The following is a 24,771-nucleotide window of genomic DNA, read 5'->3' on the forward strand; positions in this document are numbered from 1 at the left end:
CGTGCTGCTCGCCGACAAGCGCATCGAGCTGGACGCGCGCCCCGCATCGCGGCGGCTCGCGCCGGTCGAGGTCGTGATGATCGGCCACTGCCCGTCCTTCGACGGCAGCGCCGAGTGGAAGCGGCTCGCGCGCGACCTCGCGGTGCTCGCGGAGATCGCGGCGCTGGGCTTCACCGCCGAGGTCGAGCGCCTGCGCGCGCTCGACGAGGGCGAGGTGGAGGCGGAACCGGGCGACGGGGCGCTGTTCGCGCTGTACCGGCTGCCGATCCCGATCCGCTCGCTGGGCTACTTCCAGGCGCTCTTCCCGCAGGCCTTCGACTTCGACGGCGCCTACCGCAGCGCGCTGGCCGGCCGCGCGGCCTGGCTGCCGGCGGCGGTGCAGGATTTCTTCGCCGGCGACGAGCACGGCCTCGGCGACACGCGCACGCTGTGGATCATCCGCGTGCCCGAATCCGACGGGGTGCGCGCCTTCCTGCCGCAGCCGAACGCAACGCTGATCGACCCTTCGGAACTGGGCGCCTTCGAGCGCGCACTGCTGATCGAGCGCGCAGGCATCCTCGCGCTGCCCGACCTCGAGCGCCTGCTGGTGCCGCGTGCGCTGCCCGACATCCCGCGCGTGCGGCTGGAAAACCCCGAGGCGGTGTTCCTGCCCTGCGGCACCGAGATCGACGACACGCATCGCGAGCGCCGCCTTTCAGGCGAGATGCCCGCGGCGGAGGCGACGCTGGAGCCGATCGACATCGTGCCGCCGATCCTGCGCGCGCTCGCGCGCCTGCGCCCGGACATGCAGTGCCTGCTGACGCTGCCGCTGGACCAACGCCCGAAGGACGAGCTGCCGGCACCGTCGCGCGAGTTCCTCGACCACATCGCGCGCATCGCCGGCGAGGTAGGCAGCGAAGCCGGCGGCGGTGCGGCGGTGTCACCGCACGCCGAGCTCGCCGAGAAGCTGCGCCACCTGCAGCTGTTGTGGCCCTACCTGCGCAGCGAGGAGCACCCGCTCGCGTCGCCCTGCGGGCTGGTCGCCGGCATGCAGGTGCGCGTCTCGCAACGCCACGGCGTGTGGCGTTCGATCGCCGGTCGCCCGCTGCCCGGCGCGGCGCTGCCGTGGCCGCCGGTGACGCAGCAGCAGGCGACCGCGCTGCGCGAGGCGCCCGGCGTGACGGTGCTGCTGACGCGCGGGGGCAAGCTGCAGGTCGACGACGAGGCACTGTGCGCGCCCTGCCTGCCGGCCGCGGACCTGCGCCGCATGAGTGCCGCGCAGCGCGCGCAGGAGCACTGGCGCTCGGCCGAGGTGATGCGCTTCATGGGCTGGCTGCGGCGCGGGCTGCAGGCGCTGGGCGAGCAGCTGGTGTTCGACGCCGATCCGCGCGACCCGCGCCCGGAGCTGGCGCTGCGCGCCTTCTTCGACCGCCTGCACGAAGCCGGGGCGCTGCGCGGCACGCGGCCCGAGAGCGCGTACCGCATCCGCGAGATTCCGTCAGCCGAATCGACGATCGCGTTCGAGATCGAGATCGCGCCGGCCTACCCGATCGACCGCCTGCGCCTGACCTTCCTGCACGACCGCCACGTCGCCGTGACGGAAACCCGCATCGAGGCCGGCGATGGCTGACGCGCCGCGCGAATTCATCCCCTTCCGCTTCCGCGTCGCGCTGTACGACGGCGAGGGCGGCAACCTGCTGTGCCGCGGCGCCTTCAGCGAGGTGTCGGGCCTGGAGGCGACGATGGCGCCCAAGGCGCTCAAGGAAGGCGGGCGCAACTGGGGCGAGGTGCAGCTCGCGGGCCCGACGACCTTCGCACCCATCATCCTCAAGCGCGGCATCACCGAGCTCGCGGACCTGTGGAGCTGGTTCGACATGAGCACGCGCCAGTCGAACTACGCGCTGCGCATGAGCGGCACGATCGACGTGTACCACCCCGAGAATCCGGACAAGCCGCTGCTGCGCTGGCGCATCACCAACGCGCTGCCGACCAAGTTCAAGGGGCCGGACCTGTCCTCGACTGCCAGCCAGGTCGCGATCGAGGAGCTGCAGCTGGTGCATGAAGGCCTGGAACTCGAGCGCGGTTGAGGGAGAAGACGATGCCCGCCATGCAGATCGCCCGCGCCAAGCTGATCCCGATGAACGGGGATCAGGTCGAGACCGACGAGTCGAAGCACATCGACGTGCAGTTCAACCCCGCGACGCTGCGTGTGACGCTGTCGAACACGCTGAAGGCCGACAACAAGGGCGGCAGCGGCGGCAGCGGCGCGGCCGCGCAGTACGTCGACAAGAGCGAATCGACGCTCGCGGTGGAGCTGGTGTTCGACACCAGCATCGCCGCGACGCTCGGCTCGGACAGCCGCGAGGACCGCGAGACGCTCAGTGCGAACACCGACGTGCGCACGCTGACGAAGCGCATCGCCGAAGCCTTCATGAAGCCGCAGGACGCTGAGTCGAAGAAGCCCAAGGCGCCCAAGCGCTGCCGCTTCCAGTGGGGCAGCTTCCAGTTCACCGGGATGCTGTCGAGCTACTCGGAGACGCTGGACTTCTTCGCGCCGGAAGGCATCCCGCTGCGCGCGACCCTCGCCTTGACCTTCAAGGAGGACCGCTACCAGTTCGCGCTGGATCCCTCGGTGCAGGCGGCCGAGCGCGCGCGCCCGAGCTTCGCGCCCGGCGGCGACGGCCAGGATGCCGCCAGCGCCGCGCAGGCGGCCGGGCAGAACCCGCGCGACTGGCGCGGCGTCGCCGACGCGAACCGCCTCGACAACCCGCGCTTCACCGTGCTCGGCACGCTGCTGATTCCCACCGGAGGCCGCTGATGCCCATCGTGATCGACGAACTCGTCGCCGAAGTCCAGCCCGAGCCGAACCCGGCGCAGACCGCCGGCGCCGAGCCGCGCCCGCCCGAAGGCCGGCCCGGCGAGACGCTCCTCGATCTGCTGACCGTGACCCGCGAGCGGGAGGCGCGCCTTGCCATCGACTAGCGCGCCCATCGTCAGCGCCCGTCCGCGCGTGCGCGTGGATGGCAGCGACCGTCCCGCGCTGGGCGAGGCGGCGGCCGCGCTGTCGGTGCATCTGCCGGCGAGCGGCATGGCGAGCGCGGAACTGCGCGTCGTCAATTGGGCGCCCGGCGGTAGCGGCACGCCGGACTTCGCCTTCCAGGACGTGCGCCTGGGCAGCCGCATCGAATTCCTGCTCGGCGAGACGGCCGACAGCGCGGTGTTCTCCGGCGACATTACCGCCTTCGAGGAACGCTACGGCGACGGCGCGCCGCAGCTCGTGATCCTCGCCGAGGACCCGCTGCACAAGCTCGCCCGCAGCCGCGCGAGCCGGGTGTTCGAGAACAAGGGGCTGGCCGACGTCGTGCGCGAGATCGCGAGCGACGCGGGCCTGCAGGCCGACGTCAGCGTCGCTGCCGGCAGCGCGGACTGGCTGCAGCACAACGAGAGCCATCTCGCCTTCCTGCTGCGCGTGCTCGGTCCCCACGACATCCCGCTGCGCATGCAGGGTGGGCGGCTGCGCGCGCGCCCCGAGGAGACGGACGCCAACCCGGTGCGCCTCGACTCCGGCGCCAACGCGCAGCGCATCCGCATCATCGCCGACCTCAACCGCCAGCCGCGCGAGGTGCTCGCGGACGGCTACAACCTCGCCTCCGATGCCGCCGCGAGCGGCAGCAGCTCGTCGCTCAAACCCGCGCCGGGCGGGCGCACGGCGGCGGCGACGCTCGCGGAACTCGGCTGGGACGGCCGCTCGCCGCGCCCGCATCCCTTCCCGCGCACGCAGGCGGAAGCCGAATCGCTCGCGCAGGGGGCCTTCCGCCGCGACGCGCAGCGCTTCCTGCACGGCGAGATCGTGTGCACCGGCACGCCCGAGCTGGGCGTCGGGCGCGAGGTCGAGCTCGCCGGGGTGTCGCCGCGGCTCGCCGGGCGCTACCGCATCGCCGACTGCTGGCATCACTTCGACAACGCGCAGGGCCTGTCGACCCGGCTGCGCGTCGAGCGTCCGGACTGGAACCCATGAGCGGACGCCACAGCCCCGGCCCCCTTCAGGATCTGCATCTGGGCGTCGTGCTCGACAACGCCGACCCGGACAACCGTGGCCGCGTGAAACTGCGCCTGCCGGCGACCGGGCTGGAGGTGTGGGCCGCGGTGATGGTGCCCAGCGCCGGCAGCGGTTACGGCGTGAGCCTGCTGCCGCGCCTGAACGAACAGGTCGTCGTCGCCTTCATCAGCCCCGACCTTCCGATCGTGCTCGGGGCGGTGTGGAGCGGCGGCAGCAGCCAGCCGGCGGACGGGCGCCCGGTCGAGGAGCGCTACTTCGTGCAGAGCCCGGCCGGCATCAAGGTGCTGCTCGACGACCAGGAACCCAAGGTGAAGATCGAGACGCCCGCAGGCAACCATCTGACGATCACCGACCAGGGCGGCGGCAAGGTCACGGTCGAGCAGGGCGGCGAGAAGGTCGAGATGTCGCCCGGCAACATCAAGATCACGTGTTCCGGCATCGTCAAGATCGAGGCAGCGCAGGTGACGGTGTCGGCCGGCATGGTGAAGGTCGATGCCGGCATGAGCAAGTTTTCCGGCGTCGTGCAGTGCGACACCCTGATCAGCAATTCGGTCGTGTCGGCGAGCTACACGCCCGGGGCGGGAAACATATGGTGACGACGGAATCCGCCCTGCTCGCCGAACGGCCGATGCGCGCGCCGAAGTCCGTCGGCGCCGCACTCGCGCACCAGCCGCGCGTCACCGCGCCCTTCTTCGCCGGCGAGGGCGACGGGCTGACGCTGCATCGCTACTTCGACGAGGACTTCGTCGCGCGCTTCCTCAACGACGCGCACGCCGGCCGCCTCAGCGGCACCGCCGCGCAGGCGTGGTACCGCGCGGACCGCTTCGGCCGCTTCAAGGACGAGCCGACGCTGCGCCTGCCGATGCACCGCAGCTTCTACCTCGTGTGCGGCGAGGTGCAGTGCGTGGCGCCCGGCGCGCCCGCGTTCGACCCGAAGAAGATCCTCTCGGCTGGCATGGTCGTGCGCCGCGTGCCCGCCGACGGCACGCCGCAGCGCTGGATGATCGCCGACGGCCAGCCGCTCGGCTGGCGCAGCGGCGAGATCCCCGAGCACGACCCCGACGACGTGCGGCGGCTGACCGCACGCGGGCTGCTGCCGGCGCGCTTCCCCGAACCGCCCTATTCGGGCGAGGAGGTCGCGCCGCTGCACCCGCTGCTCGTGCGCCGCCGCGATGCGCGCGGGATCGAACGCAGCCACACGCTGCTGTGGGGCTATCTGCCGCTGGGCGGCAGCGCGCGCGAAGCCGCCGACGCGCCGTTGCCGCAGGCGAACGGCACCGAGGTGCCGGACTTCGGCCTCGAACAGGCGTGGCCGCTCGGCACGCGCGGCGCGAAGGCGTGGAATGACGCCGACGGCCTGGTCGTCGCGAACGGCATCGCGACGCTCGGCTTCATCGAGCTGCTGCAGGCCCTGGTCGCGCAGTTCCGGGTCGATGATGCGGGCGACCCGGACAGCGCGGGGCTGCGCACGCTGCTCGGCCAGATCCGCTTCCACGCGCTGGAGTGGCGCATCGTCGATGGCGGGGAGTTGCCGCAGCTCGTGCCGGTGTCCGGCGAGACGGTGCTCGCCTGGCTCGATCGCAGCGCACCCGCGCTCGTCGAGCTTTTCGCGCGCATCGTGCGCCGCGAGGCGATTGCGGGCGCGGTCGCCCTGCCCGATGGTTTCGGCGGCACGCGCAACGACCGCTTGTTCATCAGCGAGCAGCAGGCCGCCGACCTGCGCAGCCTCGTCGCGCTGCGCATGGCGCGGGCGCAGGTGCGCTTCGACGACGGCCTGCCGCTGCCGCGCTACAGCCAGACCGACGGCGACCGCTTCATCGCCGTGCCTTTCGTGCGCTGGCAGGACGACTGCGGCTGCGAGCGCGTCACCTGGGGGCCGGCGAGCCGCGTGTTCCGCGTCGCCTCGCCGCTGGACCCGGACGCGCAGCGCCCGACCACCGTGATCCTGCCCTCGCTCGACGACCTCAAGCGCGGGCTGCCGCGCGGCGTCGCGATGCTCGCGCCGAAGTCGCTCGCGGACGTCCTGCGCAAGATCAGCCCCGGCATCGACATGAAGGGCGACGGGCCGGGCAACAACTGCGGTTCGTGCTGGAGCTTCAGCTTCAGCCTGCCCGCGATCACGCTGTGCGCGATGCTGATGCTGATGGTCGTGATCAACATGCTCAACCTCTTCCTCGGCTGGCTGCCGTGGGTCTTCCTCGCGCTGCCGCGGCTGTGCCTGAAGGCGCTGAAGGGGAAATGAGGGACATGGGAGACAGATGACGATGCCGACGCCGGAATCCCTGCTGATGAGCTTTCCGCTGCTCGCCGGCCTCGCCGACGACTGCCGCCCGCAGTGGCGGCGCGGCAACCCGAGCGTGCGCGAGGTGATGCTCAACATCCTGCTGACCCGCCCCGGCGAGCGCCTGATGCGCCCCGAGTTCGGCGCCGGCATCCGCAACTTCATCCATCACCCCAACAACGAGACCACGCGCGCACTGATCGCCGACGCCGCGCTGCGCGCGCTGACGCGCTGGGAACCGCGCGTGACGATCGAGGAGGTGCGCGTCACGCCCGACCGCGAACGCCTGTCGCACGTGAATCTCGAGGTGCGCTACCGGCTGCTCGCCGATGGCGGCCGGGAGACGCTCGAACTCGCACTGGACCTCGGCTGAGGGAAACATCAACATGGCGCTGCCCAACCTGCCTTTCAGTCAATTCCCCGTCCCCGACCTCGACGACCGCCGCTTCGACGAGCTGGTCGCCGAGCTGCAGGCGCGCCTCGCGCGCCACGTGCCGGAGATGGCGCCGCTCGCGCCGGGCGACCCGGTGCATGCGCTGGTCGATCTCTTCGCGTGGCTCACCGAGACCGTCATCTATCGCGCGAACCAGATCCCGGAACGCCAGCGCCTCGCCTTCCTGAACCTGCTGCAGATTCCGCTGCGCCCGGCGCGGCCCGCGGCCGGCATCGTCAGCATCGACGCGAGCGGACGTGCATTGCCGCCGCTGATCGCGACCGAATCGCTGCTCAAGGCCGGCACGACGAGCTTCAGCACCGTCGGCGAAGTCCAGCCGACGCCGCTCGCGCTGCGCGTCGTCGTCAAGCGCACGCTCGACGAGGCCGCACTCGCCGCCGAAGGCATCAGCCTCGAGCAGCTGCGCGCACAGTATGGCGTCGAACCGGCCGCCTTCCGCCCGCTGACGCTGGTGCCCGGCCACGACGCGCTCACCGCCGCCGGCACGCGCGACGGCGCCTTCCACCTCGCGATCTGCCTCGCCAAGCCCGCCTTCGTCGCACAGGCGGAGCTCATGCGCCGCGAGCTCGCCGGTATCGTGCTGAACGTCGGCCTCGCACCGCTCACCGAGCTCGAAGGCCGGCTCGCGACGGGGCTGCGCCCGCGCAAGCTCGCGTGGGAGCTCGCGTGGTGGCCCGACCCCGAGGACGCGCCACAGAACGTGCAGTACCTGCCGCTCGAAGTCGTCGCCGACAGCTCGGCCGGCGGGCGCAAGACCGGCGTCGCGCGCCTGCGCCTGCCGCGCAACGCCGACATGCTGCGCGCGACCGCCGCGCTCGACCCGCAGTTCGCCGGCCTCGGCGACACGCCGCCCGAGGCGCCCGCGGACCTGCGCCCCGGCCAGCTGCTCTTCTGGCTGCGCCTGTCGTGCGCCGACGAGCCGAACCTGACGCTGGGCTACATCGGCGTGAACGCCGTCGACGTGAGCGGCCAGGGCATTGCGCGCGACATCGTGCTCGGCGCCGGCACCGGCCGCCCGGACCAGAGTTTCGAGCTGCCACATGCCGACGTCGACGCGGCGAGCGTCGAGGTCGATGTCGAGCACCTGCGCCACTTCCAGCCCTGGACCCGGGTCGCGCATTTCGCCGGCAGCGGGCCGGACGACACGGTCTTCGTCGTCGACGCGGCAAGCGGCAGCGTGCGCTTCGGCGACGGCATCCGCGGCAAGCGCCCGCCCGCCAACGCCCGCATTCGCGCGGCCTTCTATCGCCACGGCGGCGGTAGCCGGGGCAACCTGCCGCCCGACAGCATCAAGGAGATCCACGGCAACAGCGCCCGCCTCGCGCTGCGCCACGAATGGCCGACGCGCGGCGGCGTCGACGCCGAGACGCTGGACGAGGCCGAGCGCCGCATCCCGGCCTTCCTCAGCCACCGCGACCGCGCGGTCACCGCCGAGGACTTCGGTGTGCTCGCACGCGACAACCCGGTCAACCCGGTCGCGCGCGCCGAAGCCGTCGCGGGCTTCTTCCCCGGCGCGAGCCTCACCGCGGTGCGCCGCAACATCCCCGGCGTCGTCGCGGTGTTCGTGATGCCGCCTGCGCCACAGGCGCTCGCCGCCGCGCCGCGCCCGAACGCGGGCCTGCTCGCCGACGTGCATGACTACCTCGCGGCGCGCTGCATGCTGGGCACCGAGCTTTACGTGCTGTCGCCGCAGTTCGTGCCGGTCGCCGTCGCGGCGTCGCTCGAAGTCGTCGATCCGGCGACCGAGCAGCAGGTCCATGCCGAGGTCGAGCGGGCGCTCTTGCGCTACCTGTGGGCACTGCCGCCGGGCGGGCCGCGCGGCGCCGGCTGGCCGCGCGGCAAGGCGGTCGAGATCAACGAACTGCGCACGCAGGCAGGCCGCGTCGAGGGCGTCGAGGCGGTCAACGCGCTGCGCCTCTTCTACCAGGACCAGCAGCAGAACCCGCCGCTGTGGCTGGAACTCACCGGCGCGCAGGCGCTGCCGCTGCTGGACTTCCAGCTGCCGGAGCTGATGGCGGTCGCGATCCGCCCGGGCGAGGACCGCCCCGCGCCGCCGCGTGGCTTCGGGCCAGGCCGTCCGACCGAAGACGGCCCGCGCGCCGTGCCCGTCCCCGTGATCCCCGACCTGTGCTGACATGAACAGCAACGGCACCCGCTTCCTGCTCCTCGACGGCGCGTCGGATTTCCGCAACGCGAGCCGCCAGTGCAGCTGGGACGTCGAGCAGCGCGCCTTCACGCTCACGCGCCAGGACGCCCCGCGCCTGCCGCAGATGCCGCCGGCACGCGCCCGCGCGCTGCTCGCCGCCGCGACGCCCTGGATCCTCGACGACCACGGCCAGCTCGGCCGCCTGTCCGACGACGGGCGGCGCTTCGAATGCGCGCTGCGCTGGCCGGCGGAGGCGGCGAGCGACTGGCAGCCGGTGCTCGCCGCGCTCGACGACGCCGAGACCGGTGCGCCGAACCTCGAAGCGCTGGTGCTCGACCCGGTCGACGCCCCCGCCGGCCGCTTCACCGACCTCGCCTTCGGCGGCAGCGGGCTAGTCGCGCTGCCGTGGAGCGACGGCGGCGTCGGCAACGGCCTCACCACGGTGCATCTGCGCCGGCGCTGGCAGACCCGCTGCACGCTGCCCTTCGCGCCGCGCCGCGCATGGGTGGAGGCTGCAAGCGGGGGAACGACCGGCGCCGACCGGATCTGGCTGCTCGGCGAAACGCGCCTGGGACTCGCCGTCGGCGCGCCGCTGCCGCAGCCCTACGTCGGCCGCCCCGAGCGCTTCGACCCGCTGCAGGCGAACCCCGACCCGCTGCGCCTCCTGTGGGACATCGCCCTGCCGCCGCACGGCGGGCTGCTGGGGCTGGCCGCCGACGACGAGCGCCTCTACGTGCTGAGCGAAGCGACCGACAGCACGGCCGACGCGCCGCACATGCAGGTCTTCAGCCGCCCGCTCGCCGCCGGCCCCACGGAAGGTTTCCGCGTCCATCGCCTGCCCGACGCGCTGCCCGATGGTCTCCCCCTGGCGACCGACCTCGCCGCGCTCGGCGACGGCCGCTTCCTGCTGCTCCTGCCTTTCGAGGAAGGCGCCGAGCGCGGCAAGCGCCGCGATTGCCCGCTATTGTCGATTCCGGAGGACGAGGACGAGACCACCGCCGAACTCGTCGCCGAACGCTGGCCGCGGCGCTCCGAAGCCGCGCTCCCAGCCGCCGTCCGCTTCGTGCGCCACCGCGACGGCGCGCCGCGCACGCTGACCGCCGACGGCCCGATCCGCCTCTACCGCCTCGCCCAGGCGCACTTCGCCGCGCGCGGCACGGTCACGCTGAGCGAGATTCTCGACTCGACGATGCCCGACACGCTGTGGGACCGCCTGTGCCTTGACGCCTGCATCCCGCCCGGCTGCCGCATCGAGTTCGCCGTGCAGGCGGGCGACGACCGCAACGAGCTGCCCGATGAATGGATCGCGCAGCCGCAGCCGGTGCTCACGCCGCGTCCGTCCGAGCTCCCCTTTGCACCCGGCCGCGCGCCGCAGGGCGAGGAACACGACGACCACGCCGGGCTGTACGAGCTGCTGATCCAGCGCGGCAACGGCGCGGTGCGCGAAGTGCGCGGGCGCTACCTGCGCCTACGCATCACGATGCACGGCGACGGCCGCCACAGCCCGGCGATCTTCGCGCTGCGCGTGTATTACCCGCGCTTCTCGTGGCAGACGCACTACCTGCCCGACCACTTCCAGCAGCAGGAGCGTCCGCTGCCGCTGGAAGACGCCGACACTATCCCCGCCAACGGCGCCGATTTCCGCGAACGCCTGCTCGCGAGCCTGGAAGGCGTGCTGACGCCGCTCGAAGACCGCATCGCGGCGAGCGAGATCCTGCTGCAACCGGCCGCGACGCCCGCCGCGCGCCTGCCCTGGCTCGCCGGCCTGCTCGGCACGACGCTGCCACGCCACTGGCCCGAGGCGCGCCGCCGCCGCTGGCTCGCCGCGCAGGGGGCGATGCAGCAGGCGCACGGCAGCTACCGCGGCCTGCTCCTCGCGCTCGACATCCTGACCGACGGCGCGGTCGCGCGCGGCGCGGTGATTCCGGTCGAGCATTTCCGCCTGCGCCGCACGATGGCGACCATCCTCGGCATCGACATGGACGACCGCGACCATCCGCTGACGCTCGGCACCGGGCTCTCCGGCAACAGCATCGTCGGCGACAGCCTGATCCTCTCCGACGACCAGGCACGCGAATTCCTCGCGCTGTTCGCGCCGGAAGTGGCCGAGCGCACGGGCGAGACCGCCGTCGTGGACCGCTTCTTCGACGAGGCCGCGCGACGCATGACGGTGATCCTGCACGGCCCCGCGAAGCGCCTCGCCGCGGTCGTGCGCGACGCGCTGCCGTCGCTCGTGCCGGCGACCGTGCAATGGGCGATCCGCACGAGCGAGCACCCCTTCGTGCTGGGCCTGTCGCCGCTGCTGGGCATCGACACCTGGCTGGAAACCCAGCCGCCGCCGCGACCCGTGGTGCTCGACCGCACCCGCCTCGGCCGCGGAGACCTGCTGCACAACCCGGTCGCACTCGATCCCGAGCACGCCGTGCCGATCGATACGGCCGTCAGTGACGGACAGTAAAGGATCATAAGGGGAAAAGTGGCATGAGCGAGCCCGACAACAACTGCGACGCGAGCCTCGCCGGCGACGGCCGCTTCGAGGAGGCGCTGAAGCGCGTCAGCTACGAACCCGGCATGCTGCTGGGGCTGGAGGCGACGCGCGCCGAGCAGGACTACCACCGCCGCCGCGCGACGCGCCACGGCTACTGGCTGCATGGCGCCGGCACCGTCGCGGGCCTGCGCGTGAGCATCCGCGCCGAGGACCCCGGCAACGACACCGACCCTGTGCGTGTGCGCCTGGTGGTGAGCCCCGGCGTCGGCGTCGACGGCCTCGGGCGCGAGATCGGCGTGCCCGAACCCTACTGCGTCGATCTCGGCGCCTGGCTCACCGCCCAGCACGAGGACGAAGAGCTGTGGGGCGCGCTGATCCGCGACGGTTACGCCGAAGCCGACAACCTGCTGTGGCTCAAGGTCACGATGCGCTACCAGGACTGCCCGAGCGGCCTGCAGCCGGTGCTCGCGACCGAGGTGAATGCCGGCACCGACCCGGTGCAGCCCAGCCGCGTCGCCGACTGCGTGCTGTTCGAGCTCGTCGCCGAACGCCCCGCCGACGTCCCCGCGGAAGAACACCTCTTCGCCGCGCACAGCCGCATCAAGGCCTACGACGAAATCGAGGCGAATCTCGGCGAACGCGAACGCGCGCAGGTCGAGGCCGCCGCCGGCGCCGCGCGCACCCAGCTCGAACTCGGCGCGCGTCTGCTGCATTCGCTCGGCGACGACAACCAGGCGCTGGTCGCCCGTCAGGCCTTCCTAACCGACCCCGCCCAGCTTGCCCGCACGCTCCTCGCACGCATCGCGATCCGCCTCACGCCGCCCGCGCCCGAGCCGGACCTGATCGTCAATCCGCGCCGCATCGAGGTCGACAACCTCGTGCGCCCCTTCCTCTTCAACGCCGCCGCGCTCGCCCGGCTGATCCGCGCATAAAGGGAACCGCCATGGCCAACATTCGCTTCACTCCGCTCCGGATCGGCACGACCAACGCGGCCGGCGAGCGCATTTCCAGCATCGACCCGCTGCTGTCGCGCACGAACTACTTCGACGGCCAGCTGCTGAAGGCGTCCGACCTCAACCGCGACCAGATCTACCTCGACGAGCGCCTGCTGGAGCTCGGCCAGGTCTTCGGCGCCGGCATCGTGCGCGGGCTCGACCTCAGCCTGCAGTCCGGCCATATCCTGCGGGTCGAGCCCGGCATCGCGATCGCGCCGTCGGGCCGCGTGCTGCAGCTCGCGAACACGCCGCTGACGATAGACCTCCTCAACAGCGGCCTGATCGCGACGCTCAACGACGGCCGCTTCCGCAGCTACGCGCGCGGCCTGTACGCGCTCGCGCTCACGCATGCCCAGGTCGTCGACGGCGTCGCCGAGGCCTTCCCCAAGGACCTTGCCGCGCCGCGCGTCCCGCACGTCGCCGCGTGGGCCGAAGGGGTCGAGCTGCGCCTGATGCCGCTGCCGCTGCCCCTGCCGCGCCAGGACGAGATCGCGGTACGCGCGACGCTCGCGCGTGAGCTCCTGTCCGGCGGCGACCGCCTCGCGCTGCCGTCCGACGACGCCGTCGCGCTGGGCCTGATCGCGGTCGAGCGCGGCCGCATCCTGTGGATCGACCGCGGCCTGCTGCGCCGCCCGCAGCGCGCGCTGAACACCCCCAACGCGATCCAGCAGGACCTCGCGGCGCACTACCAGGAGCTGATGCAAACGGTGCTGACGATGCGCCAGAGCGCGGGGCTGCGCGGCGCCTTCGCGGCGAGCCAGTACTTCCGCGTGCTGCCGCCGTGGGGGCCGCTGCCGCAGGACTCGATCGACCCCATTGGCGGACGCCAGCAATACTTCCCCAAGGATTACGAGGTCAGCATCGCGCCGGTGCGCCGCAGCGAGCTCGCCGCCGTGCTCGCCGATTCCGCCCACCTCGCACCGATCGACCTCGAACGCGACGCCGACTGCGACGTGATGGTGCTGGTGCCGATGAGCGACACCGCCTTCGCGCTGCGTGCGCGCCAGCTCGAAGCGCCGGCGAGCTTCACGCCGCGTTCGCTGGGCCGGCTCGCGCGCCTCGACCGCCTCGCGCTGCGCATCCTGCCGCAGCCGCCAATCCACCGCATCGACACCGACGCCGACGTGTGGCGCACGATCTGGGCCGACGTGAATCCGGCCGAGCTGATGTACGTGCGCCGCCCGCCGCGCACCGCCGAAACGGGCGTCAGCGCCGTCGTGCTCGCGCTCGGCATGACATTGCCGCCCCCGGGCAGCGCGCTGCCGCCCGACGCCGCGGCCCTCGAAGAGCAACTCGATGCCGCGCTCGAAGACGTGGACGCTGCCGAGGAGGCGCAGGCCGCGCTGGAGGCGGAGATCGCGCGCCTGAAGGTCCGCATCGCCGAACTCGAAAAGGCGGTCGCGGCCGGCGGCGGCGACCAGAGCCTGACCGACGCGCTGGCCGAGATCGAACGGCTCAAGCTCGCGCTCGACGCCGCGCAGAAGGAAATCGAGGCGCTGAAGGCCGACGACCGCAACGCGGTCATCCTCGCCAACGCGCTGGAGGCCTCCAGCGACCGCATCGACGAGCTGAAGGCCGAACTCGACGCCGCGCGCGCCGAGATCGAGCGCCTGAAGACGACCAGCTCGCCGATCGACGAAACCCTCAAGCAGCGCATCGAGGAACTCGCCGCGGCGCTGGAAGCCGAACGCGCGAAATCCGCCGCGCTGGAGCAGGAACGGACCACGCTCACCGCGCAGCTCAACGACGCGCAGCGGCGCATCACCCAGCTCGAAGCCGAACTGAAGGACGCGCTCGCGAAGCTCGAAGCGGCGAGCGGCAGCGTCAGCAGCACCGACGCCGACCTGGTGGCAGTGCGCGAGGAACTGGCGAAGCTGAAAGCCGAACTCGATGCGACGCGCGGCACGCTCGCGACGTCGAATGCCGAACTCGCCGACACGCGGACCAAGCTCGACGCGAGCGTCGCCCGCGAGTCCACCGCGGTGGCGTCGCTCGCCGACGCACTCCGGCGCATCGACGAACTGCAGACCACGGGCAGCACCAGCAGCACCGAAATCACCACCCTGCGCAACCGCGTCGGCACGCTCGAAACCCAGCTCAGCAGCGCGAACACGACGATCGAGCGGCTCAAGACCGAAGCCGCACAGGGCACCGATCTCGCGGCCGAACTGACGCTGGAACGCCTCGCGCGGGCACGCGGCGCCGATGCGGCCGGCATCAAGTCCGCCACCGCGGCGGACACCCTGATCGCCGGCAACGAGGCCGCGCGCATCGCCGCGGTGCAGCTCGTCGGCCTCGCCGACCGCCGCCTCGACCCCGCGCTGTGGCCGAGCATGATGGCCATCGCCCGCAAGGACGTGGTCCTGTTCCAGAAGCTGCGCGACCGCTTCGTCGACGCCGCCGGCAACATCAATCTGCCCGAGTTCTTCATGGCCGAGGGCAAGGATTTCGGCCTCACCGACAAGCACATCGAACTCTGGAAGCAGGTCGCCGGCTAATTCGCCACGGAGCGCATCATGGCCATCACGTCCTTCCTCTCGCCCAGCCTGCTCGCCGCGCTCGCGCTGCGGCCGGCGCTGACGCTGCTGCCGCGCGTGCCGGTCGAGATCCGCCTGCACGAACCCGAAAAGCGCCCCGACGATCCGCGCCGGCTCAACCTCTTCCCGGGCCGCGCGCTCGGCGAGCGCGAGTTCGAACGCCTGCAGGCCTATGTCGATGACCGCGTCGCGCCGCTGCTGGCGAGCCTCGCGCCGGGCATCGTCGAGGGCCTGCCCTGCACCTTCTTCGGCAGCGGCGCCGACACCCGCGTGCGCGTGCAGCCGGGGCTCGCCGTAGGGGCGGCGGGGCAGCTGATCCGCCTCTTCTACCCGCTCGACCAGGCCTGGACCGATCTCGCCGCGCAGGCCGAGCGCGACCAGGACACGCCGCTGCGCGACGGCCTCTTCCTCGTCACGATCCGTAGTGCCGTCGAGCCCATCGACGATCCGACCGACCAGGAGCCCTGCACCCGTACCGAGCCCGACCCGCTGCGCGAGCGGCGCATCGAGACCGTGTGCCTGCTCGGCCTGCAGCGCATCTCCGGCAGCCCGCGGCTGATGGCGATGCCGCAGCAGCGCGCCGCGAACCGCATCGGCGCGCGCCTGTTGCGCGAGTCGCCGTTCCGGACCGATAGCGGCGCCGTGCCGCTGGGCCTCGTGAAGGTCGTCGGCAAGCTGCCGGTGTGGTTCGACCCGCGCGCCGGGCGGCTCCTCGCCGAACCGGACGCCGCCGCGCACACGCTACTCGCGCACACCGTCGCCGCGCTCGAAGCGTGGCAGCGCGAGCACCCCGCGCCGCTGCCGAACGTCGCGACGCAGACGCTCGCCGAACTGCTGGGCCTCGACTACCTCCCGGCCGCCGGCCCGCTGCCCGCGGCGCTGCTGCGCGATCCGGCCGGCAAGACGCCGACGCTGGCCTTCCTGCCCGCCGACCTGCAGGTCGAACTCGCGCCGATCCCCGCGAACACCATCGAAGGCGTCGTCGCGGATGAACTCTCGCGCGGCACGGTGGACCTCATCCACGGGCTGGGCGAGCGCATCCGCCTGCTACTGGCGATCCCCGACCTAGACTACCGCCGCGACCTCTTCGATCTGCCGCAGCGCGACACGCGGCTGGAGGACGAACTCTTCCGCCGCGCCGAAGCCGCCACCCGCGCCTACCAGGCGTGGAAGGCACAGTGGTACGCGCTCTTCCATGGCCTCAGCGCGCAGCAGCTGCAGGCGCTGCGCGCACCGCTGCTGATCGCGAACGCCCCGCCCGACCCCGAGCAGTACCGCCTGAAGCTCGTCATGGACCGCGCGAAGACGCTGCCACCCGCGGCGCCCATGGTGCTGACCCACGTCGCCGCCGCGGTCGGTACCCCGAACCTGCCCGAACCCTACGCCAGCCACCTCGCCGAGCCCCATCCCGCGCCCGAAGACTACGACCTCGTCGAGGACACGCAGCCGGGCGACAACGGCCTCTTCCGCCAGCGCGAGGACCTGCGCGCCGACATCCGCCACCTCGAAGCCGCGCTCGACAAGAGCTTCCGCCTGCTCGAAGAGGTCAATGACTTCCTCGGCCTGCAGCGCCAGCAGCTCGATGCGCTGACGGTGTCCTTCAGCGCGCTCGCCGGCGGCGTGCCCGGCGACGGCCTCGGCGCGAAGCTCGTGCGCTGGACCACCAAGGCGAACTTCGTGCCCAAGATCGCGACCACGCCGGAGAACCCGACATGAGCGAGTTCCTCAACCGCATCACGGCGAACACCACGGAATTCACCGAAGTGAAGCTCGTCGCCGACACGCCCCTGATCAACGCGACGGCGGGCAATCTGAACCTCGCCGGCGCCGTGCAAATGGAGCCGACGATCTCCGCCGGCACGCTGGCCGCGCTCGGCGCGCTCCAATTCGAGGCGCAGCCGAAGGAGCCGCTCACCGACCCGGTCTTCAGCAAGGCGCCGACCACCGGCAAGGGCATGCTGTCGCACGTCGAGCTGATCCGCGACAGCTTCGTGAACGTGCGCCGCGATGTCCTCGACCTGCGCGACAAGGCCAACGCGCGCCAGAACCAGGCAAAGTCGCTGATCGACCGCCTGTGCGACTTCCTCGACGACTACCTGAAGCCGGAGGAGCTGCGCCGCCTGGGGGTCATCGACAGCGACAACCAGGCGCCGGCCTTCCGCCTGATGGTCGCCCCCGACCTGCACAATACCGACGGCTTCCTGCTGCGCCCGAAACTCGACCTCGCGCTGGTGCGCCCCGGCGACGACGGGCCGGACGGCACCAAGCACAACGACGAATCCGCCCTCTTTTCCGCCGGCAAGGCGGTCGCCGACGACATCCGCAAGATCGAGGCCCTGCGCGGCGCGCTGACCACGCTGAGGCGCCGCCACCAGCAGGCCCTCGAAGACCTCCGCGCGCGCCTCGCCGCGCTCGAAACCGACATCCCCGACGAGATCCGGAGCCTCGACGTGCGCGAACGCGCCCGTGTCGAGGCGCTCGACGACTACGCGGTCGCGCAGCGCCTGCTCGCCGAACACTGGCGCGAGGTCGAGGCCGCCTACGCCGAACGCAAGCGCGTCATCGAAAGCCACCGCGGCCTGTTCTACGTGAAGGTGCGCGAGACCCCGCTCGGCCGCACCCTCCCCGACCCGCTCGACCTGCGCCCGGCGAGCCCCGACGACCTCGTCCCCGGCTGCGCCAACCGCGACACCGCGCTGCCCGCCGCGCTCGCGCCCTTCATCGAAGCCGTCTACGACATCCCCGCCGGCGACTGGGCGAGCCTGCGCCCGCTCGGCCACCTGCTGCCCGGGCGCGCGATCCTCGCCGGCCTCGTCGACACGCGCCGCCAGAAGCTCGCGCTGCGCCTCAACCGCGCGGTGTCGGCAGAAACACCCGTGCTCACCAGCCTCGTGCAGCAGAACCACGCCCTCGTGCGCGAAGTCGCCGCCCGCCCGTTCAATGCCGGCGCGCTCAGCGAACTGCAGCGCCAGGGCAACGCGATCCTCGCGCTCGACGACCTCCTCGCGATCCCCTCGCCGCTCCTGCGCGATCCCGCGCGCGCGCTGCACCAGCGCCTCGACGCCGCCGCCGGCTGCCTGCTCGCGCGCCTGCGCACCATCGCCCCGTCGATCCGCCTGCAGTGGTCCACCCTTGCCGAAGCCAACCGCCTCGCCGTCGAGACCCCCGAACGCTGGCCCGGCATTGCGGACGCCGAGGAGCGCGACTTCAACGGCGTGCGCACGCTGGTCGAACTCGTCGCGTGGTGGTTCCGCCAGCTCGACACCGACGCCTCCGGCGTCGCCCGCACCGCGATGCGCAACCTTGTGCGCGCCTGCCTGCTGCTCGCCGCCAGCGACGACCCGCGGCAACTCATCCAGGGCACCCTCAAGACGATTCCCGGCCGCTTCCGCATCGGCGAGGCGCTGCGCCTCACGCTCAACCGCGAGGCCGCGCCGGGCACGCTGCTGCAGCTCTTCGACGACGGCCAGCGCGTCATCGCCACCCTGCGCGTCGACGACCACGACGACCAGGGCACCGTCGCCTCGGTCGCGAGCATCCTCGACCCCGAAGTCGAGCGCAATCCGGGCGCGGTGCTCAACACCGCGCTGCGCATCAGCGGGCTGAACCGGGGCTGACGCGATGGGAACAATGAACCGTAGGGCGGGAGGAGCGCAGCGCATCCCGCCATTCGTCGGCGCCCCCTCCCCATGACCACCGCCGACCTCCACATCGGCCGCGTCGTGCTGCGCGGCACCGCCAGCGCGATCGACCACGCCCGCGCGACGCTCCCGGCGGCGCTCGCGCGCACGCACTGGCCGGCCGACGAGGCCATCGTCGTCGTCCGCCGCCTCACCGTCGACGGCACCGCGAGCGAACTGCCCGCCCGCGCCGCCGCCGCGGCCGAACACCTTACCCGCCGCGCCGCCGACCCCTGGAGCCCCGCCGCCGACGCCGCCGAGGCCGTACGCTTCCGCGATGCGCTCGACTACCGCGCCTGCCTCGTGCGCGACCTCCTTAGCGGCACCGCCGCGCGGCGCTGGCTATGGCGCCACCGTGCAAGCCTGCTCGCCCGCCCCGCGGCACAGGCGGTCGCCGACCTGTTCGCCGAAGACGCCCTCGCCCTGCCGGCCCTGCTCGAACGCCCCGCGCTACGCGACCACCTGCCCGCACTCTGGCGCACCCTCGACGCCCCCGCCGCCCGCACCCTCCTGCACGCCATCGGCACCGCGACCGGCTGGCAAGAGGCCATCATCAGCGCACTCGATCCGACCCATGAACGCAGGGCGGAAGAGCGAAGCGCCTTCCGCCGCATGGATGGCGATGGATTTGGCGAGGCGTCCTTGGGCTCTTCGCCGGTGCATGCGGTGGGGCATGGGGCAAGCTCGGCCTTCGGCTCATCCGCCCTACGATCCGCGCTACCTATCGACCTGCCCCCGTCCGACCCGCGCGTCGTCCTGCAGGCCGTGCTCGCACTGTGGACGCATGCCCCCGCTACATTGGCCGCCGCCACCGCCGGCGAAATCTTGCGTGCCACGGCCGAAACCTTCGTACCTGCTGCGCCGCGCACCGAACCCAAGACGAAAGACCCGCGCGAACCGCACACTCCGAGCGCAGGAGCGTCCCGCGAGGCGAGCGAACCCGCGTCCGACTCGACGCAGGCCGGCACCGCCGCAACGCCGGTGCCGCCAACGAGCCCGCCGCAAGGGACAGCACCGCCCGACCACGACGCAAACGCTGTCACCCGAAACACCCCGGCAGGGGATATGCCGGACAAATCACCGACGCGCGCCCCCGCCACGCCCTCCCGAGTCTCCTCCGTCGCGGCTTCGCCCGCGACCCTTCCGCCGGCCGCGGATGTGGACTTCCACACCCGCGGCGGCGGTTTCTTCTTCCTGCTCAACGTGCTGAACCTGCCGGCCCTGCGCGACTGGCGCGCGACGCTCGTCGAGCCCCAGGCCGGATGGCGCGAACTCGTCCGCCTCGCCGGCAGCCTGGATTTTTCCCCCGACGCCCCGCTCGCCGCCTTTCTCGCCGCGACCTGCGACCTCGCAACGGACGGCGACCCCGCCGCCGCGCTCGCGGCCCTTCCCGCAGGGGCCGACCTTGCCCCGGTACGCGACGCCGCCTTCCGCCACTACGGCGCAACGGCCCTCGCCGCCGCACTCGCCGAGCGCCCCGGCCGCGTCCGCGCGACCCGCAGCCATCTCGACGTGCATCTGCGCCTCAGTGACGTCCACCGCGACGTGCACCTCGACATCCGCCGCACCGGCCTCGACCTCGACCCCGGCTGGCTGCCCTGGCTCGGCCGCGTCGTGCGCTTCCACTACGACAGCGGAGAACTTGCGGAGAAATTGTCGCGGGCAGGGTCGAGTGCAAGGCGCGAATGAGCGAACGACGAGACATATCAGGCAGATAGGCGAGGAGAGAGCGAGTGGGCAACGCAGCAATCGACACGCGCAGCAGATTTGTTCGCAGGTTCGGAGGTATCCAGTCATGAACGCACCCGCGACGCCAGTTCCGCAGTCCGCTCCCCACATCGACGGCGCCCGCCTGTCGCGCGCCTTCGTCCATGCCGGCATCGCCCACTTCGCGAAGCTGAGCCTCGGCGCCCCGTCGGCGGTGTTCGACGCCCTCGCCGCGAGCCACGCCGGCGAAGATCTCGCGACCCTCCTCGACACTCCGCGCGACGACTGGCATGCAGCCTGCGTCGCGCTCGCACGCGTCGCCCCCGAACTGCGCGGCCCCCTCGGGCGCCTGCTCGCCGACCTGCAGCTGCAGCTCCACGAATGGTTCGCGCTTGCACTGTGCGGCGAGAACGAATCGAGCTACCTCCTCAACCTCGCGCTCGCCGAACTGCAATCGCCCGGCGCGCTGCGCCCCGGCCTGCACCTCGTCGCCGCTGCGAGCGACGCCCTGTTCGGCGCCCAGTTGCCGCCGCTGGCGCTCCCCAACCACCGCCTCGTGCGCGCCGGCGTGCTCGACGTGGTGGGCGACGGCCCGATGCCCACGCGCACGCTGGCCGTCACGCCCGAACTGTGGGCGCTGCTATGCGGCGACACCAGCGCGTGGCGCGACACCGCCCCGCTGCCGGTCAGCGATGCGGTGCTGCCGCAGAGCTTCTGCGAACAACTGCCCTCGCTCGCCACCATGCTGCGCACCGGGGCCACCCGCCATGTCGTGTTCCGCGGTGCACGCGCCGCCGGCCTCGCCGCCGCTGCACGGCTCGCCGCCGCCGTGGGCCGCCCGCCGCTGCAGATGGAGGCCGCCACCTGGACGCGCCAGCCCGCGCTCGCCGCCGCGTGCCGCTACGCCGGCTGGCTGCCGGCGCTCGCGCTGGAGCTCGGCCCCGGCGAACGCCACGTGCTGCCCGAGCACCCGGCGCTCACCGTGCCGCTGCTCCTCGTCACCGGCCGCGACGGTGCGATCGAAGCCCCCGCGCTGGTCGAGATCGACCTGCCCCCGCTCACGACGCAGGAACGCCGCGACGCCTGGCGCAGCGCGCTCGCCTCCAACGACCAAACCTCCGACGAAACCTCCAGCGAAAGGCCCGGCGACACCCAGCTGGAGACCCGCCTGCGCGAATTCGCCGGCCACGCGCTCCTCGACGGTCCCACCGTGCACACGCTCGCCGAACGCGTGCGCCTCGACGCCCAGGTGCGCGGCGAAACGCCCGGCCTCGCCCACCTGCGCCGCGCCCGCGCCGGCTTCGGCAGCGAACGCCTGCGCCAGCTCGCCCAGCCGGTCACGCGTGAAGTCGGCCCCGACGAGCTGGTGCTGCCCGACGAACTCCTCGAACGCTTCGACGCCCTCGTCGCCCGCTGCCGCCAGCGCGAATCCCTCTCGGACGGTCTCGGCGCGAGCCTCGCCGACCCTGCGCCCGGCGTGCGCGCGCTGTTCTGCGGCGAAAGCGGCGCCGGCAAGACGCTCGCCGCGAGCCGGCTGGCGACGCTGCTCGGCGCGCCGCTGTTCCGCGTCGACCTCTCCGCGGTGATGAACAAGTACATCGGCGAGTCCGAGAAGAACCTCGGGCGGCTCCTCGACGAAGCCGCCGCGCTCGACGTGCTGCTCCTCATCGACGAGGCCGACGCCCTCTTCGGCCGCCGCGGCGAAGGCAAGGAAACCGGCGAGCGCTACGCCAACATGCTCACCAACTTCCTGCTCACGCGCATCGAACAGCACCCCGGCATCGTGGTCCTAACGAGTAACAACCGCGGCCGCATCGACAGCGCCTTCACCCGCCGCTTCGATGCGATCATCGAGTTTCCTCCGCCGGGCGTGGCCGAACGCCTGCGCATCTGGCAGTCGCACTTGGGGCAGCGCTCCCCCGACGCCGCCCTGTGCCGTCAGCTCGCAAGCTACTGCACACTGCCCGGCGGCCACATCCGCAACGCCGTGCTGCAGGCCGCGGCGCTCGACCCCGCCGCAGCCGGGAAGCAAGCCGGCGACGCCACCCGCCCGATCGCCGCCGAGCAGCTCGTCGCCGCGCTGATCGACGAATACCGCAAGATCGGCCGCACCCCGCCGCCGCAATTGATGCACGCGCGGGGCACGTCATGAGCAGCCTCGCCGCCGGCCTGCGCCGCAAGAGCGCACCGGAAAGGAAGGCGCCGGGCGGCGCCCCCGAGGCCAAGCCCGCCGGGAAACCAACGGCCGCAGGCAAGGCCCCCGCCGATCCGGCCGCCGGCGCGGCGCCGCAATCGCCCGACGGCGCGACCGGAGCCGGCACGCCGCAGGAAACGCGCCCCGGCGCCCCCGGCTACCTGCAGGCCAAGCTCGCCGTCAGCCACCCGCAGGATCCCGAGGAGCGCGAGGCCGACCAGGTCGCCGGCGAAGTGCGCCGGGCGCTGCGCACGCCGCAGGACGCCGCAGCCGGCGCGCCATGCCCCACCTGCAGCGGCGCCGCCCCGCGCGGCAGCCTCGAACCCGCGATCACCCCGCCGAAGAAGGAAGTCCTCGCGCCCAAGCTGCTGCGCGCGGCCGCAGCCGGCGACGGGGAAAAAACTACCGCGGCGACCGGCGAGGCGGAAAAGGCCGGCACCACCCCCGGCGCGAAACCCGCCGCGGACGCCCCCAAGACCGCCGCCGGCGGCGCCGACGCCCTCGCCGGCAAGTCCGCGCCCCCCGCCACCGAACAGCGTGTCGCCGCCCGCCAGGGCCAGGGCGCGCCGCTCGACCCCGAGCTGCGCGCGAAGCTCGAAGCCCAGCTCGGCCGCGACCTCTCCGCCGTGCGCATCCACACCGATGCCGAAGCCGACGCGATGTGCGTCGAGATGCACGCGCGCGCCTTCACCGTCGGCAACGACGTGTATTTCTCCGCCGGCAGCTACGCGCCGGAGAGCGATGCGGGCCTCGAACTCCTCGCCCACGAGCTCGCCCACGTCGGCCAGCAGGCCGAAGCCGGCGGCCCGCAGAGCGCCGCGCCGAAGCTGCAGCGCGACTTCTGGGACGACCTTTTCGGCGGCGGCGGCGACCCCGCCGACCCGATGGCCGCGTGCAACAAGGAACTCGACAAGGCGGAAAAATGGGCCAAGGCCGGCCCCTATCCGGCCGCGCCGAAGGGCATCGTCGGCGCGGCGGGTTTCGGCGGCTTCGACGCGCAGTACCGCCCCGACGCCGTCGAAGGCGAGGGTGTGCTCGACATCAAGCAGGGCGTCGCCGCCGAATTCAAGGACACCCTGGTGCAGAACGCGGGCGTCGTCGCCCCGCACCCGGACCTCTCGGCCACTCCGGAAATCACCGCGCTCGCCGCCCGCATCAACGCAATCCCCGTCGCGATCGTGCGCAACGCGCTGCTGTCGCTCTACCAGTGGACACCTGCTGAACAAGCGCCCTGGCTCGCCAACCTGAAGTCGCTGATCGAATCCACGTGGGGCGGCAAGCACAGCTTCTTCCTCAACAAGCCGCGCTGGACCTGGCTGGGCGCTGAGGTGAAGGTGGCCCTCGACATCGGCCGCCGCGCAAAGGCCGCCGGCGACCACATGACGGCGGAGATCTTCAAGACGCCCCCCGGCGAGAGCCTGCGCACCTTCGACATCTCGCACGAAGTCGGGTCGGGCAGTAAGGCCGACCCCGCCGACCAGACCATGCGGCTCGCCAGCACGACCACCGGGCCGAAGGAGTACGACCTGCTGCGCCAGTCCGTCGAGTTCGGCTACAACTCGGACGTGCTGACGGGGGCCGCGATTGGCCAGCTCAACGGTTTCATCGCGCGATTCAACGGTGCGGTCGGGAATGCCGCGCATCAGGAAGTGCGTGTCGAGATCGTCGGCCACACCAGCGCCGCCGGCACCGAGCAGTACAACCTCGACCTCTCCGAACGGCGCGCCAACGCGGTGCGCGACTACCTCGCCAACAACGGCTTCGCGAACACCGCAACACGCGTGACCATCACGCCGCGCGGCGAATCGGAAGCCGACCAGACCCAACCGAAGCGCGCCACCGACCAACGCGCGGACCTCATCGTCGATGGCGGCGAGCGCATGATCACGGCCGCGCACGAATGGGGGCACGCCTTCGGCGTGGACGACGAGTACGTGACCGGCGGCACGAGCATCGGCGATCCGGTCGACCACGACGCCATGACCAAGGCGATGACCGACGCCAACGGCGTCCATCTGCCCGGCGCGATCAAGGAACACAACGGCGGCATCATGTCCTTCGGCACCGAAGTGCGGCCGCAGCACTACGCCACCTTCCACCACGCGCTGACCACCGTCACCGCGCAGTCGCCATGGTCGCTGGGCCTGCACAAGCCCAAGTGGCAGGTCGCAATGGAATGCGGCACCCCCTCACCGAAGGGCGACTGGCCGACGCCGACCCCGAACCCGCCGACCCCCGGGACCTGTCTCT

At 72.4% G+C, this 24,771-nt stretch carries 17 protein-coding genes; all 17 read left to right on the forward strand.

Going from position 1 to position 24,771, the window contains the following annotated elements; all coding sequences use genetic code 11:
- Nucleotide 1: 1 nt before the first annotated feature.
- Nucleotides 2-1,609, forward strand: a complete 1,608-nt coding sequence (locus tag GPA27_RS20295; RefSeq protein WP_169142306.1) for a hypothetical protein — start codon at nt 2-4, stop codon at nt 1,607-1,609.
- On the forward strand, nt 1,602-2,066 hold the full coding sequence (locus GPA27_RS20300) for a phage tail protein (RefSeq protein ID WP_076604082.1): 465 nt from the start codon (nt 1,602-1,604) through the stop codon (nt 2,064-2,066). The genes GPA27_RS20295 and GPA27_RS20300 overlap by 8 nt, the downstream gene beginning before the upstream one ends.
- Before the next feature lie 11 nt (nt 2,067-2,077).
- Nucleotides 2,078-2,797 (forward strand): CIS tube protein, encoded by a 720-nt coding sequence (locus GPA27_RS20305; protein WP_076604081.1) that lies wholly within the window; start codon nt 2,078-2,080, stop codon nt 2,795-2,797.
- Nucleotides 2,797-2,961 carry a hypothetical protein gene (locus GPA27_RS20310; RefSeq protein ID WP_018988770.1) on the forward strand — a complete coding sequence of 55 codons (165 nt, stop codon included), beginning with the start codon at nt 2,797-2,799 and terminating at the stop codon, nt 2,959-2,961. The genes GPA27_RS20305 and GPA27_RS20310 overlap by 1 nt, the downstream gene beginning before the upstream one ends.
- Entirely contained in the window at nt 2,948-3,997 is a 1,050-nt protein-coding gene (locus GPA27_RS20315) for a phage late control D family protein (protein WP_169142307.1), read from the forward strand. Before GPA27_RS20310 ends, GPA27_RS20315 begins: the two co-directional genes overlap by 14 nt.
- On the forward strand, nt 3,994-4,635 hold the full coding sequence (locus GPA27_RS20320; RefSeq protein WP_169142308.1) for a phage baseplate assembly protein V: 642 nt from the start codon (nt 3,994-3,996) through the stop codon (nt 4,633-4,635). The genes GPA27_RS20315 and GPA27_RS20320 overlap by 4 nt, the downstream gene beginning before the upstream one ends.
- A complete protein-coding gene (locus GPA27_RS20325) occupies nt 4,629-6,281 on the forward strand; it encodes a hypothetical protein (RefSeq protein WP_169142309.1) in 1,653 nt (550 codons plus the stop codon). Before GPA27_RS20320 ends, GPA27_RS20325 begins: the two co-directional genes overlap by 7 nt.
- 16 nt (nt 6,282-6,297) lie before the next feature.
- Nucleotides 6,298-6,693, forward strand: a complete 396-nt coding sequence (locus GPA27_RS20330) for a GPW/gp25 family protein (protein ID WP_246261293.1) — start codon at nt 6,298-6,300, stop codon at nt 6,691-6,693.
- A gap of 13 nt (nt 6,694-6,706) precedes the next feature.
- Nucleotides 6,707-8,908: a putative baseplate assembly protein gene (locus tag GPA27_RS20335; RefSeq protein ID WP_169142310.1), complete on the forward strand. Its 2,202-nt coding sequence runs from the start codon at nt 6,707-6,709 to the stop codon at nt 8,906-8,908.
- Nucleotide 8,909: 1 nt separating this feature from the next.
- The gene (locus tag GPA27_RS20340; protein WP_169142311.1) at nt 8,910-11,378 is read left to right on the forward strand and encodes a phage tail protein; all 2,469 of its coding nucleotides are present in this window, start codon (nt 8,910-8,912) and stop codon (nt 11,376-11,378) included.
- A gap of 23 nt (nt 11,379-11,401) precedes the next feature.
- Complete coding sequence (locus GPA27_RS20345) at nt 11,402-12,340, forward strand: hypothetical protein (RefSeq protein WP_169142312.1); 939 nt, start codon at nt 11,402-11,404, stop codon at nt 12,338-12,340.
- A gap of 11 nt (nt 12,341-12,351) precedes the next feature.
- Nucleotides 12,352-14,901 (forward strand): coiled-coil domain-containing protein, encoded by a 2,550-nt coding sequence (locus GPA27_RS20350; protein ID WP_169142313.1) that lies wholly within the window; start codon nt 12,352-12,354, stop codon nt 14,899-14,901.
- Nucleotides 14,902-14,919: 18 nt separating this feature from the next.
- Nucleotides 14,920-16,656 (forward strand): hypothetical protein, encoded by a 1,737-nt coding sequence (locus tag GPA27_RS20355; protein ID WP_169142314.1) that lies wholly within the window; start codon nt 14,920-14,922, stop codon nt 16,654-16,656.
- Nucleotides 16,653-18,557 (forward strand): hypothetical protein, encoded by a 1,905-nt coding sequence (locus GPA27_RS20360; RefSeq protein WP_169142315.1) that lies wholly within the window; start codon nt 16,653-16,655, stop codon nt 18,555-18,557. Before GPA27_RS20355 ends, GPA27_RS20360 begins: the two co-directional genes overlap by 4 nt.
- Nucleotides 18,558-18,629: 72 nt before the next feature.
- Entirely contained in the window at nt 18,630-20,309 is a 1,680-nt protein-coding gene (locus GPA27_RS20365; protein WP_169142316.1) for a hypothetical protein, read from the forward strand.
- A gap of 106 nt (nt 20,310-20,415) precedes the next feature.
- Nucleotides 20,416-22,479 (forward strand): ATP-binding protein, encoded by a 2,064-nt coding sequence (locus GPA27_RS20370; RefSeq protein WP_169142317.1) that lies wholly within the window; start codon nt 20,416-20,418, stop codon nt 22,477-22,479.
- Nucleotides 22,476-24,771 (forward strand): eCIS core domain-containing protein (locus tag GPA27_RS29375; RefSeq protein ID WP_169142318.1); only part of this gene is annotated, 2,296 nt, incomplete at its 3' end. The genes GPA27_RS20370 and GPA27_RS29375, both read left to right, overlap by 4 nt.

Source organism: Aromatoleum toluolicum, from assembly GCF_012911005.2.
In the GTDB taxonomy this organism is placed as follows: Bacteria; Pseudomonadota; Gammaproteobacteria; order Burkholderiales; family Rhodocyclaceae; genus Aromatoleum; species Aromatoleum toluolicum.